Annotated in this window: 8 protein-coding genes; 1 reads left to right on the plus strand and 7 read right to left on the minus strand. The window is 46.0% G+C overall.

Going from position 1 to position 13,805, the window contains the following annotated elements; genetic code table 11:
• Positions 1-47: 47 nt before the first annotated feature.
• The gene (locus tag NF543_RS06020) at positions 48-1,466 is read right to left on the minus strand and encodes a TlpA family protein disulfide reductase (RefSeq protein WP_257667208.1); all 1,419 of its coding nucleotides are present in this window, start codon (positions 1,464-1,466) and stop codon (positions 48-50) included.
• Positions 1,467-2,106: 640 nt separating this feature from the next.
• Between NF543_RS06020 and NF543_RS06025 the strand changes: the two genes are divergently transcribed.
• Complete coding sequence (locus tag NF543_RS06025) at positions 2,107-2,691, plus strand: hypothetical protein (RefSeq protein ID WP_257667209.1); 585 nt, start codon at positions 2,107-2,109, stop codon at positions 2,689-2,691.
• Positions 2,692-2,763: 72 nt separating this feature from the next.
• Here the strand turns inward: NF543_RS06025 and NF543_RS06030 are convergent, their stop codons facing one another.
• The 6 genes from NF543_RS06030 to NF543_RS06055 form a co-directional block, all read right to left on the minus strand.
• Complete coding sequence (locus NF543_RS06030) at positions 2,764-3,714, minus strand: Rpn family recombination-promoting nuclease/putative transposase (protein WP_257667210.1); 951 nt, start codon at positions 3,712-3,714, stop codon at positions 2,764-2,766.
• A 793-nt stretch (positions 3,715-4,507) separates the two neighbouring features.
• The gene (locus NF543_RS06035) at positions 4,508-6,115 is read right to left on the minus strand and encodes a RagB/SusD family nutrient uptake outer membrane protein (RefSeq protein WP_257667211.1); all 1,608 of its coding nucleotides are present in this window, start codon (positions 6,113-6,115) and stop codon (positions 4,508-4,510) included.
• Positions 6,116-6,257: 142 nt separating this feature from the next.
• The gene (locus tag NF543_RS06040; protein ID WP_257667212.1) at positions 6,258-9,704 is read right to left on the minus strand and encodes a SusC/RagA family TonB-linked outer membrane protein; all 3,447 of its coding nucleotides are present in this window, start codon (positions 9,702-9,704) and stop codon (positions 6,258-6,260) included.
• A gap of 181 nt (positions 9,705-9,885) precedes the next feature.
• The gene (locus NF543_RS06045; protein WP_257667213.1) at positions 9,886-11,124 is read right to left on the minus strand and encodes a FecR family protein; all 1,239 of its coding nucleotides are present in this window, start codon (positions 11,122-11,124) and stop codon (positions 9,886-9,888) included.
• A gap of 63 nt (positions 11,125-11,187) precedes the next feature.
• Positions 11,188-11,850, minus strand: a complete 663-nt coding sequence (locus NF543_RS06050) for an RNA polymerase sigma factor (protein WP_257667214.1) — start codon at positions 11,848-11,850, stop codon at positions 11,188-11,190.
• A gap of 906 nt (positions 11,851-12,756) precedes the next feature.
• Positions 12,757-13,782, minus strand: a complete 1,026-nt coding sequence (locus NF543_RS06055) for a serine hydrolase domain-containing protein (protein ID WP_257667215.1) — start codon at positions 13,780-13,782, stop codon at positions 12,757-12,759.
• Between the last annotated feature and the right edge of the window lie 23 nt (positions 13,783-13,805).

A 13,805-nucleotide genomic window follows, 5' to 3' on the forward strand; every position in this document is an offset into this window, starting at 1 on the left:
GTTATTGGTTTACAGTTAACGGAAATAGCGATTCGTTGATCCGGATATTATTGAACATGCCGTTGTTGTACGTTCTCGAAAACAGCTGCTTCCAGTACCCTTTCCCCGCTGGACATGCTAAATCCGTGTTGTTCCAGCCATACCTTCATCTGTTGGGCCGAAAAACCTGGAAGAGATGCTGGGATTTCTATCTCCACGGTATATCCGGTCTTAGATTCGTTGATTACGGGAATAGGTGAAAACATGTTCAATCGTTTAACAAACCGCCCTACGGGCAGCCGGATGTTCCCCTTCGGCCGATTATCTGCCGAAGGGACAGCAGTGAGGATAAGTACATCGGTTTTTACCCGCTCCCGTTTGACATGCACATTGAAGTATCCCGCTAAATCTGCGCCCATTATCGCCGGAATGTCCGTCGTGTTGCCTTTTGGGACAATCCGCTCATAACAGTACCGATTGTCGCGTTCGTGGATACCGAAATACCTTTCCCGGAAATCGCTGTTGCTTTCCAGCCTGAAGATGAAGTGGCTTTTGGGCAGATTTTTCATCCGGTCTTTAAAAGCCATGTTATACAGCACCGCCAGCGGGGTATTGATCTGGTAGATCCTTAGGTTGGAATCGGGTGTTTCGGTAACGCCCCCCGAAAAGCCCAGCCCCTCGATATAACCCGTTAGCATGGACTGGCCTGCTGGAACAACCCCTAAGGATCGCGCGATTTCATGGAGCGGTGTATCTGCCGCGTCGAAATCCGGGATATCATTTTTGATATGGATATCTGCCCGTCCGATCTTGAGGAAAGCGGCTACGCTGGATTTGGTGACATCCTCATTGAAAGTAGTGGCTGCAAGCTTGCCATCCATATCTATCCATACATAATGTGGTACGATATGATGAGGGAAGAATTGTTGGAGAATGGAATCTCCGACCACGTAAGGCAATTTTACGTCGTAATCGGTCTCTACCCTTAGTCGTTCAAGCGTTTTCTGCACACGTTCAATATTGTCGCCCGTCTGCTTTGCATTGATTAGTATAATGGCAAGGTTGTCGCCGAATGCAGCTTTCAACGAATCCATCTTTGGGAAACCTTCTAAGCACGCGCCGCACCAAGTTGCCCAGAAATCCAGTATAATCAGCTTTCCCTTGTAGTCAGCAAGCGTGATGGTTTTCTTGCCTTTGGGATGGTTTACCACTTGGAGGGGCATATTCCACACCTCATCGGGTATGGTATCCCCTATTTGGAGTGGTTTGATGCTATCTATGTGGATACCCAGAGGCACGGGCCCCGAGGGCTCGGGGCACTGTGCATGGGCTTCCCGAAAGACGGGACTACCATATGCAAATCCCGCCCACGAGTCTGCACACATGATGATCGTCACAGCCAAGAGGCTGGTATATCGTGTTTTGAATTGTTTAGGTTTAAGCTTGGTTAGGGCATAGTATTCCCCTAAGCGTAAATTTTGCGTCATGCTTCATTAGTTAGTGGTTTTAGATTTCAGTTAACAATCCAAGAAAATGAAGCGACGTTAAACAGGACTCTTGATGAGATTTTTATATAAGTGCTTGGTGGAAAATAGCCAGAAGGGAAGTGGGCAAAAACAAGAAAATCCCTGCCGCTTGCCGTTTGGCAAGGGATAGGAGTGTCTTTCACAGTTTTGCTGTTTCTTGGTTTGGTGATATATCATACTGTCTTTCAGTTATGGCCGGATGCCAACACCTCAACAGAATGACCGTGGGAATTATCTTCAAAAGATAATGATGGGTTGCCCTCTGTATGTTCCGAAACCTGTAGGAGGGTCGTAAACACATACAAGAGGGGCCCATCATTACCTTCGCATTGCAAAGATACGTAACGGGCACCGAACTCCTGCAACTTGTGTTTACTTGAAAACTTCCTACATTCTCGAAACAAGTGCCGATATCCAATGCCTTGGATAATGTCTTATTTTTATTAGTGTTGTCTCAAACTATCTGTCTTTAATAAATATTACCACAACAAAAATAGATATTAAAAACCTAAATACAAAATTTAAATTTATAAAAAAGGTATAAATTCAATCGTATTCGATGAAACTGAGTTGCTCGTCATAGTTTTATTGAAAATAGTACATGGCGAAGAAAATCAAACCTACATTTCTAGGTGTATATTTACGGAACAACGGAATTGAGAGACTTGATATATACTTCAAGACTAGTATCATTATTTCCAAGCTAGAGAAACTCAGCAACAACAAGGCAAATCTCAATGTTTATAACTTCTATTTGATAGCAAAATCATCGAAAGACAACATCTCGCAAAAAGAAGTTAATGACATGGCCGAATTTGTATTCCAAGAATACAATACAAAGGAAATTGATATGCAAACATTGGTAAAAGGGGATAAAGAACTTTCAAAATTTGGCCAATTTGTCATTAACTTTCTTCATACTCAAAAATCGCTAGCCGACGGGGCAGATATTAATGAAATCCAGTTTGGTAACCTTATGTATGCAGCAACGGATAAAAACTTAATAGCTGTTGATCTGTTTTTAACCTGCAAGACTCTCAAGCAAGACTTTGCACAAGTATTGGAAACCATTTGTGGCCACCTCCAATTGAATTCCCCCGAACGCCAAGAGGAACTCCGGCTTGAATACGAAGCAAAATTAGCCATAGCGAAAACCAAGCGGGATTCGGAGAGAGGGAAGGAGTAGGATAGATAAATTAAAAAAGCCACCCAAGTACGGATGGCTTAATATCATTGCTGATAGACCACGATCTTAGTATTACAGCTTTTCCACATCCTCAACGGAAAGCTGCAACCCCTTGGCGATATCCTCAACGGGGACACCCATTTTTTTGAACTCCGAGGCGGAGTTTAGCTTTTCCGCATACGCCTTGGCTCGTTCTTGTTCGGCCTTTGCCCGCTCCTGCTCAATTAGTCTTTGGGCCTTAGCCCGTTCTTCCTTTCTGCCCTTTTCTACCAGTAAGTCGTACGTACTCATGACTTTGTCTTTAATTTTCTTCGGTAACCCCTTTAAAATCTCTTTTATCTGTTCCTCCGTAAAGTCTACCACCTCAAAGCTATAAATCAGCAACGCTATTTGCTGATGTTTGCTACCCTGGGACAGCCCGATGCTCAATACCTGCGGAAGCTTGCCTTTCAACTTATGCTTATCCAAAGCGTACTTAAGCATCAGCAGCGATCCGGCAAGATACCGGTTGCTTATCGCGTGGATATGCTCCTCGGGTGCTTCCCTTAAATTGTGGTAAACATAATCAAAATTTGGGAGAAAATCAAGCAAATCTTCTGCCGATTCATCGAACAGCTGCTCCAATGTGTGGTATTCCCATTTGTTCCTGCCGTGATAAAGCAGGATCGGGATGATGGGCGTCAGTTGCTTGCGGCCCTGCTTGATCTGCTGCTGGTAGCCTGAAAACAGGTAACCGCCCACCTGTATCGGCGTATACTTGTCGGGAGCGCTCTTGTGTTCTATCAATAGCGACACATTCACACTTCCTTTTCCGTCGTGACGGCGGCAGGTATAGACCACATCGGAGACGGTCTTCTCCAATTCCTTGGACACGTAGCTGCCGGATTGCCGTTCGAGTGTGGTGAAATCCAACTTGTCGGCAATGTGTACCGGCAGGGCCGTCCGGAAATAGTCGACTGCGGCTTGATGGTCCGAGAGTACTTGCCGCACAAATTTATCGTGTGCCGAAGTGATGTTTGCCATGAAGCAAAGATAACAAACCAGACCGAAAACACTAATATTTTTAGCTATTCATTCCATTCGAAAGATACCTCCCGAACAGATTTCGGAGCCTGCCCATCTGAAGTGTCCGAATTACTACCGCAACTGGTTGGGCGATGTGCAATATACCGATCGTGCTTCAGCCGGCAAAGCGTTAGATTCCCTCGCTTTTGGCTACCACAAGCAGATGTCGAAGAAGCAGGTTTTTGAGTATCTGAAGATGGATTAGCTGGGATAACAATTGCATACCTAGGCAATTTTAGCTAAGTTTGTCATTGTCACTGCATCATGGTGAGGCAAAAACAGAAGCCGGTTCGTTTTCAGCTTACCAACGAAGGAAAAATGAACTGGTCACAATTTGTGACCGGTTCGAGCTTCTAAAACATGCTACAGTAAATCCTCAGGCATTTACCGAGCACGGGGCGTGTGGAGTTGCTACCGCTTTCTCCGCCAAAACAGAGAAAGACGCAATCCTGAATGACCATTGCTTTTGCATAATTCTATCCTTTAAAATCCGTGTCCGTAAACAGCTACGGACAGATCAAAAGTCAAGAATATTATGTGAAGTTAATTTGGTTGGAAAATGCATCTATGTCCAGAAATCGATAGATTTCGAAATAATCTGTGCATATTGTGGGTCTGTGCATAACGACCATGTTCGTAACGATTTCACGCAGCGCCGGTATCGGATAAAGCAAATTACCTGTGACGGGCAGGAGCGCGCTGCCCGCCACGGGCAAGTGGAATCAATAAACCTGTTGATTAAAGGCCAGCACTACCACCCCGGATTCTGCGTTAATTGCGGATTGAAAGCCAGTTCATTGACGGGCAATGGCCATACGTAGTCTTTTGCAGGGTCAAACCGTCTGTTTTGTGCAGACTGCAGCAGGATATAATTATTGGGATCAAGTTTTGGGTTGGCGTTTAAAAATCCGGGCTCGTCTTTAAAAAAGTAGCTGCCCAGCACGTCTTTCGGAAGCTCAGTCTCTGCTGTTTTCCAGCGAATGAGATCCCAATAGCGAAATCCTTCCATGGCTAACTCCGTACGGCGTTCGCGCCTGATCTCCTCCCGCATGTCCAACCCATGCGACAGTACAAAGGCGTTATCCAGTCTGGGTAAGCCGGCTCTGGCACGCAATAAATTAATACTGATATCCAAATCGGCATCAGTAATGGACTGATTCAGTTCATATAATGCTTCGGCATAGGTTAACAGGACTTCAGCATAGCGGATAATCGGATAATCAATAAATGTGACGCCTGTCCCTACGGTAAACGCGTCCACAAATTTACGCGGGCAGTAAGCGGTGGTATGAAATACCAACGCCGGAGCCTGAAAGTCAACCCCATAAAAGTAGGGATCACCCTGCTTCATGACTGTTGCATTCAGCCGTTCATCCCGGTTAACGAATGTTTCGGAAAAGGTTGCCGGCGTTGTGTATAAAGGAGAAAGGTCAATGGGCAACCCGTCTTTCATCAGATAGGCATCAACCAGGGCTTTGGTTGCATTCGTGGCGCCATTGATGATGGTGCCGCAATTGTAGCTGACAATGTTATCGCTAATTTCCTTTCCATACTGCCGTACTAATATATTTTCTTTGTTTTGGGGGCCTTCTCCGTTAAACTGAAAAAGATCAAAATAGGTGGCAAAAAGCGTGTGCTCTCCGCTTTCCATAACGTATCGGGCAGCATCAACAGCCAGGTTTAGGTGCAAAGCGGCATCCCCATCCTGATGGAATTTTGACCACGTACCCGCAAACAAAGCTATTCTGGCCTTTAAGGCCAGGGCAGCTGTGTGGGTGACACGTCCGTAACCGGCATCGCCGCGCTCAGATGGTGTCGGGAGATTTTCAATAGCTGCATCCAGGTCATTGTACATGGCTTCGTAGACCTGCCCTTTGGGAGTTCTCGGCCCCAATAGTTCAGGCGAATCCTCCTGCAACAAGCCGAGTATCAACGGTACATCACCAAACCGCTTAACCAAATCAAAATAAGCCCACACCCTAAAAAAATGGGCTTCCGCAACATAGCTATCCACTATGTTGGATGGAACCCCGGCCTGCACGGCAAGGGAAGATTTGTCCATCAGATTAGATGCCGCACGGATGAGCCGGTACGGACTCGTAAAATCTGCAGAGGCAGCTGGCGCCAGCCTCGAGCCATCGCTGATGTTATTTGTCTGCACGGCATATCCGTCATCAGACCAATTGTCAGTGACCACAGGCAGGCGGGGTAAAAACGTATATAGGTAATTGGCTGCGGCCCTGATGTCGTTCTCACTTTTCCAGAATGAGCCGTCTGATAATTCCGTCTCTGAAATGCGGTCTACCGTGCAGGAAACCAAGGCGCTAACACACAGTAAGGAATATAGTAAATTTTTCATTAGAATAATTTGTTTATTGATATTTTGTTTGTTTTTCAGCGGTATCAATGAGATCGCTTCGCTAAGTTTTTAATGGCAATGAATCTTGCATAAATTATTCATTACCTTTTGTTCATGGTAATTTATGCAGGTTTCATATTGATCAAAATGTTACGTTAAGCCCGAATGAGGCGGTAGCTGAAAATGGGTATTGATGCTCCACATTATTCAGATATTCCGGATTAAACAGGTTGTCAAAAATGCCCAGGCGGGTGATGGTCAGCAGGTCCTGCCCGCTGAAATAAACGCGGACACGAGATATCCTGACTTTCTGAAGCAGGCTCTCGGGCAGGGAATAGCCCAGCTGAATATTTTTCAAACGAATGTATTGCCCATTAAGCATCCATTTATCCGAGAATACATAATTATGCTGACCGCCACGGAATGGACGGGGAAAGGTGGCATCCCGGTTAGTTTCCGACCAATGATCCAGGTGAATGGAAAGCGGCTGCCGCGGCGCCGTCACCTGCGGATTGACGGTATTAACCGTAGCGTAAAACGTACGCTTTCCGATGCCCTGCAAAAAGAAACTGAAGTCGAAACGGTGCCATTCAAAGCCGGCATTAACACCAAAATTATAGCGGGGCTGATCGGTTCCCAGATAAACCAGGTCTCCATGGTCTTCGACAGTCCCCCTCCCGATATTAATACGGTCGTCTGCATTCTGGTCCGTATATTTAATATCACCCACGCCGGTATTCGCGTTGAAAAACGCCGAGTTATCCACTTCTTCCTGTGACTGGAGATAACCGCCTGTCTGGTAACCCCAAATGGAATTGAGCGGATAACCTTCCAATATACCCACAATACCCGCCGCAATTACTTTCCTGCCGGCATAGTTCATCAATTCATTCTGATTATCGGAAACATTCAGTCCCAGGGAATACCGGAAGCCGTTCCCCGCTGTATTGCGATAATTGGCTTCAAGTTCCCAACCCCATGATTTCAGCTCTCCGTTATTGGTGCGCGGTGTCCCTACGCCAAAGGTACCGGGCAGCTGCAATGGAGTAAGCATGTTCTTGTTATATTTCACATAATAGTCGGCACTTAGCAGAAGTTTATCGCGGAACATGCCCAGGTCCAGACCGCCGTTAGTGGTCTGGACCGTTTCCCAGGTGAGGCTGGAAGAAGGGACCACACTCTGATAAAAATACATCGCCCGGTCTTCTGAGGCCCCCAATACCAGGTTGTTATTGCGCGATAACATATTCATGAAATCGTAGTTACCAATGATATTGCCTAAACCGCTGCCTAACTGCCCCCACGAGGCACGTAACTTTACGGTGGAGAACAAAGACGATGTACCATACCAGCTTTCTTTGTGAATATTCCAGCCGGCTGAGGCTGACGGAAAGGTTTTAACCCGTAAACCAGGTGCCAGCCGGGAACTTTCATCGGCCCGTAGCGTCAGCTCGAGCAGGTACCTCTCTTGATAACTGTAATTTAGACGGCCAAAGTAGGATTTATACGCATAGGTATTTATGCTTTGGTTATTGGTTTTGGTAGCGTCATCCCCTAAACCCAGTGCAGGAAGGTCATTACTTGCCAGGTTTTGTGACGAAGTATGGACGGAAGACATCCGGCTGTCCTCAAACTGATAACCTGCCAAAGCGGAAAGCTCGTGTCCGGAACCCAGTGAAATGGCGTAGTCAGCCAGAAACTGAAGGTTATTTGTATTATAAGTGCCGCGGGTTACCTCAAATTTATTGGTTTGGTTGATATAGGCTACCGGATAGTACCGCTGCCAAAGTTCAACCGTCCGGGAAAAAAGATCGCGATTTGCCAGGTTATACTGTGCCCCATATATAGCCCTTAACTGCAACCCTTTGACCAATTCTTTGATACGCAAGGTAAAAACGCCATCGAAGTTATTCTCGTTTTCATGATTGTAGCCCCCTTCTTTAAGATAGGCATAGGATTGGTTGGCGGAAAAGGATCCTTCACCACTGAGCCTTCCCTCTGGTGTAAAGATAGGCCACCGCTGCCTTAGCCTGAGTGCCTGGAAAAGCAACGCGGGAATTGCTAAAGACGGCATCTCTACCTTTTGTTTCGTATAAGCCACCCTGGAATCTATCGAAACATGTTTCGATAGATTTGCCCCGATATTGATACGCCCGTTATAGCGGTTGTAAGCATCCGGACCGACCCTGAAGGCACCATTCTTTGAATAGGTCCCGAAGGAGAATAAGAAATTCAATTTTTCGGTGCCGCCGCTTGCGCTCAGGTTATGTGTCTGCATAGCGGTAACGTCACGGATCGTCTGGCTAACAAAATCTTGCTGATTTAAATAAATATACCTATTGGTATCGCTGGGATCCACATAATATTCTACGCCATCTTTGATCATTTGGATTTCCGCATCTGTATAAACAGGGCTGCCCCCCGCATTCCCGGCAGAAAGGTTGGAAAAATTGGCCTCTTCCAGTAAACTCATCCGTTGGGGCACATTGAGCATCCAGTCCGCACCAAATAAATTAGAATAGGCAAACGTCGTCTTTCCGGATATACCTTTTTTAGTGGTCACCAGGATAACCCCTCCCGCGGCCTGAGCGCCGTAAATCGCGGCGGCGGCCGCGTCTTTGAGGAACGAAATGTTGTCTACATCATTGACATTTAGTGTCTGCAGGGTACCAATGGGGGCCGCAACACCATCCACAATTAATAACGGATTGACATTGCCGTTTGCGGAAGTGGCTCCTCTCATTTGTATCCGGATCCCTTCATTGCCGGGTTGCCCGGATGACCTGGTCACGGTGAGGCCCGGCGTAGTGCCTTGCAGGGCTGATGCCAGGTTACTGACCGGCCTGTTTTCCAGGGCTTGCGCATCCACGGTAGAGACAGCGCCAGTAAGGCTCTCTTTTCGCCGAACACCGTAGCCCACCACCACCACTTCTTCCAGATCACTTACCGAAGCGGTCAATGTGATGTTGATGGTCGGGTTGGTTCCGATGGGCCGTTCAACAGCATTATAGCCCAGCATGGAGAAGACTAGTGTGTCTCCTTTCGAAGAGGGGATGATTCGGTAATAGCCATTGACATCGGTTGTGGTAGCAGCAGCGGTGCTTTTGATCGTTACCGTCACGCCCTCCAATGGACTGCCGTATTCATCTGTGACGCGGCCGCTGATACGCTGCTGCTGTATTTCAATCGGAATTGGCGATGTGCTTTCGTGCTTATCGGCCGGCAATTCGGTAATCACAATCGTATTCTCGGTAATGTGATAGGTCAGCGAAACGGGCTTCAACAACGATGCTAGCACGTGGGTCAATGGCAAGCCGTTTGCACGGATGGAAACCGGGGTGGACGGATTCACAAAACGGTCGTTGTAAACCACCATGAGATTGGTTTGTTTTTCGATGGCTTCGAACACCTTCCCAATGGGTTGGTTTTTCACGTCCAACGAAACCGTCTGCGAGCGGGATGCGGCGCTGAGGTGCAGGAAGCCTATTAAAAGCAGCAGTGAGGTCAGTTTCATGATTCTGAATAACTGGTTGATACCGCCAAGGGGTATCTTTTCTTTCCCAAATAGGGGAAAATCATAATTTATCATTACGTTTGTGCGTTTAGATGGCGTTAATTAACTGGTTTTAATTCTCTTGGTTTAATACTGGTGCTGTCTGAACGATAGGGGAAGTGTTAGCCGCACTTCCCCTGTTCATTTTTCAAACGTCATTGTTTTCCCATGTCTTCATGTCGTTAAGTGTTTAATTGTTTATTCCCCTAATTTTGATTTAGTTTACGATCAATCTATTGCCCTCCAATCGGATTTTAACAGCAGATACTTGCAGGATGTTGAGTAATCCCATCAACGATACATTACGGCTAACTTTTCCACTGAAAGTTTCCTTGGGAATGCCATGCTGATAAACCACTTCCACATCGTACCACCTCGATACTTGCCGCATGATTTCTTCCAACGGTGTCCGCTTGAAGTAGAACCGGCCATTTTTCCACGCAATATATTGGTCAGTGTCGACCGTTGTTATCTCAATGGTCGCTCCGCGATTGGTGGCTTGCTCACCGGGCTTAATCATGACAGGTGATTGGTGGTTGGTGGTTGATACTACACGCACGCTACCCTCCACCAAGGTGGTTTTAACTTCCGATTCGTCCGGATAGGCAGCGACATTGAACTGGGTGCCGAGTACTTCGACGATTTGGCCGTTGCTCGTCACCTTGAACGGTATTTTCTGTGAACCTGTGAGCTTGTGAGTTCGTGAACCCGATTCATTCGTTAACTTCCTCACTTCACTAACCTCAAAATAAGCTTCCCCCTCCAACTCTACAACTCGTTCGTCTCCCGAAAATCGGGACGGGTATTTCAATGTGGAGGCGGAATTGAGCCATACCTTGGTACCATCGGGTAGTGTGATTTGATAAGTGCCGCCTTTAGGGGTTGTAAGCGTGAGTGAACGAGTGGACGGGTGAACTTGTTCACTAATCACAGAACTCCCGTCAAGATACGTAATTCCGTCGCCAATGACAATCCCCGCCTGCGCTTCACTCAAATCAATTGAGCGCCCATCGGGTAAGGTGAGTATGGCACGGTTGCCGCCGGGTTGAATATCGGCAATGATGCGCTGACTGCCCTTTTCGGTTGCCGGTGCCAGCCGGGTCTGGTAGTAATAGCCTCCCGCCGACACGATAACAAGGATGGCGGCAGCCGCTACATAACGTCTCCAAGTAAACCTGTTTGTCTGGCGGATGCTGCGTTGGTTTCCAACGCTCACAGCTTGCTTGATATGCGCGCTCATCCGTTGGAGTCGAGCCTCCCCCTCGGGGGCGTCTACTAACCCGAGCAAGGCATCGAGGTCCTCTTTAAGCATGCCTTCGGTTTCGAGGCGTTCGAGCACAACTCGGTTTTCGGGCGCCTGCGCAGCCCATGCCGTGATACGGTGGTTTTCCTCATCAGTGGCGAGGCCCTGCAGACGGCGCAGGAGTAATTGCTCGATGTCGTATCCGGTACTCATTAATATGTTCTTTGATAGCTATTACGAAAATAGAACGGAAACCTTCCCGCAAATTTGATTTTTTTAAGTAGTGGCGTGTGCAGCGGGGTGGAGGCCGGCCAGTTGCAAAAAAGCGAGATATAGCAATAAGTCCCTGCCCTTGAACATGTGCTGCAACGTGGACAATGCTTTCGATCTTGCGATGAATACGGCATTGGCCGTCATGCCGAGCTGTGCAGAGATCTCATCGGTGCTAAGCCCCTCGATGAATGTGAGTTGGAATACCTGTTGTTGCGTAGGGGAGAGTTTCTTGACTTCCAGGTAGACCAGTTGCAGCGTTTCGGCGTGGATCATCCGGGCCAACAGATCGGCATCCGGCTGGCTGAGGTTTTCGTCAAGCTCCGCCGCGGATGTCTGAATGCGGCTGCCCGCCGCACGGAGGTTGTCAATGCAGGCGTTGCGCGTGGCCTGATAGAGGAAGGATTTGAGGTGGGCTTCGCTCTCGATACGATCGCGTGCGGTCCAGAGCTTGACATACGCATCTTGCACGACCTCTTCGGATACTTCGGCATCCTCAGTGATGCGGTACGCAAATAGTATCAGCGCCCGCGAATACCGGTCGAAATAGACGGACAGCGCCCGATCGTTATTAGCTTTAAACTGCTCAAAATGCCCTGATTCCATGGATAAAAGCAATATTACTGTTTTTTGGGAGGATGGCAATAAAAAAATTCTGAAGATTATCATTTCAGGGTCCCTGGGCAACATAGGAAAGCACTTGGTAGAAAGGCTCGCGTCCGATCACTATGTCACAGTCATCAGCAGTAACCAAGATAGAGGGGCTGCTATCGACGCAAATCTGGTGATCGGATTGGCAATTTTATATTCATCAAAAGGATAATGTTTGACAGCATGTACTGTGGCCATAATTCAAAAATTTAGTCACCCTTTTTTGTAAACTATTTGTGAATTTTTTGAAGCTGTAAACTATTTGTAATCTTTTTCGGGGAAATTCAACAGACAAGTCTGCTAAACTGTCAGGGTTGGTTTCCCTGGTTTTTGCCTCACCCGAGGGTTACAAAAAAAGGTTACAACGAATTTGGAAGAGCCGTCCGCCAAAATTCGACCTAACGAAAAAAGCCGCTTTCCTGTAAGAAAAACGGCTTTTTGAGTGGTGGGAGCTACTGGGTTCGAACCAGTGACCCCCTGCTTGTAAGGCAGATGGCCTTGCTCCAAAATATGTTTATTTTCAGGGACTTATATCAGTTTTGTTTTTCTCTGTAACCTATTTGTAACCTTTTATCGGTTAAAAACAGCAACACAATTTCAAAAAACGCAATCCGCCGTGGGCATTGTCCTGATGCTTTGGGGTGGGACTGTACCCGAAGATAAGAAAGCTTTAGGAAATTAGGAACACAAAACAACAATTTTATCCGTAAATGGAACATTTGGCTAATAACGGGAAACATCAGATAGTTCTGTGGTAAAATTAGCATTTGTTGTTGTTCTATTACAAGCATTTGCTGCCTGGCCGCTAGACACAAAGCCGTGTTCACTATTTTTTGGTGTTCACGATTCATGAACAAGACAAAAAAAATGAACTTTCAATTTTTGCACTTTCGCCACGCGGAATTATAGCCATTGCGAAAGTATTTAATTATCAAATTTTAGTATTCTGGATATATCATTTTCTATTTCAGAAAGATCAAGCCCTTCAATGTTTGAAAGTAGGATTACTGCTTCATCATTCTTAGTTCGTCTACTGAAAAAGCTAGTGTAGCCTGGCAAATCACCCTCATGATACATGACATCCCAGATTCCACCCCGCTCCCGTAAGAACCAACCATATCCGAATCTTTCTTTTACATGCTGTTTTTGCATGAGTTCAATTGATTTTTTTGATAAAAGTTCACCTGAGTGAAGCGCACGGTCTAATTTGAATAGATCATTTGTAGTAGCGTATAAGGAACCCGCTCCGTCAACTATTTTAAGGGAATATCCAATTTCAACCACTTCAACTTGTTTGGTTGTTTTATATCCAATTGCTATATCATTTATTTGATGGAGTTCTCGAGCAACACCTGATGAATTCAATCGCGTCTGTTTACAAATTTGTTGCTCTATCAATGTTTCAAAATCTTTTCCTGATGAACGCTCAGCTATCTCTTTTAGAATGACATACCCTGTACTTGAGTATTCAAAATCCGAACCCGATTCGAAATTAAGTGTAGCTTGTTCTAGGTCAGACTCGTCGAATTCATGGTCTTCACTGATTAGTTCTTCAATTCCCGATGTATGTGTGAGCAATTGATGAATGGTTACTTTTGAAGCTTTAGAATTGTTCTCGATATTAAAATACTTTTTAAGAGAATCATCAAGTTTGATTTTTCCTTGTTCCATTAATTGTAGAATCAGAACAGCAGTGATTGGCTTGGAGACGGAAGCAATCAGAAATTTTGTTGAGTCGCTAATTGGAATTTTATTTTCCACGTCAGCCATTCCAAAATCCTTGCGGTAAATTACTTTTCCTCTATTGGCAATTAATACACTACCTATAAAACCTCCATTTTCATAGGCTTGTTTCATAACATAATCAATTTTTTCTTCAGGTGTTTTTCCTGGATTACTGTTACAGCTGATAAAAAGAGCAATAAACATTAGATAGTAAATTCTGTTCATTTTACTTGCATATTTTCGCTAAT

It is taken from the genome of Parapedobacter tibetensis (assembly GCF_024704835.1).
Taxonomy (GTDB): domain Bacteria; phylum Bacteroidota; class Bacteroidia; order Sphingobacteriales; family Sphingobacteriaceae; genus Parapedobacter; species Parapedobacter tibetensis.

Excerpts from the sequence above, each read along its gene's own strand:
- NF543_RS06025 (WP_257667209.1), top strand. The coding sequence starts at position 2,107 with ATGGCGAAGAAAATCAAACCTACATTTCTAGGTGTATATTTACGGAAC.
- NF543_RS06050 (WP_257667214.1), bottom strand. The coding sequence starts at position 11,850 with ATGATAATCTTCAGAATTTTTTTATTGCCATCCTCCCAAAAAACAGTA.
- NF543_RS06055 (WP_257667215.1), bottom strand. The coding sequence starts at position 13,782 with ATGAACAGAATTTACTATCTAATGTTTATTGCTCTTTTTATCAGCTGT.
- NF543_RS06035 (WP_257667211.1), bottom strand. The coding sequence starts at position 6,115 with ATGAAAAATTTACTATATTCCTTACTGTGTGTTAGCGCCTTGGTTTCC.
- NF543_RS06030 (WP_257667210.1), bottom strand. The coding sequence starts at position 3,714 with ATGGCAAACATCACTTCGGCACACGATAAATTTGTGCGGCAAGTACTC.
- NF543_RS06020 (WP_257667208.1), bottom strand. The coding sequence starts at position 1,466 with ATGACGCAAAATTTACGCTTAGGGGAATACTATGCCCTAACCAAGCTT.
- NF543_RS06040 (WP_257667212.1), bottom strand. The coding sequence starts at position 9,704 with ATGATAAATTATGATTTTCCCCTATTTGGGAAAGAAAAGATACCCCTT.
- NF543_RS06045 (WP_257667213.1), bottom strand. The coding sequence starts at position 11,124 with ATGAGTACCGGATACGACATCGAGCAATTACTCCTGCGCCGTCTGCAG.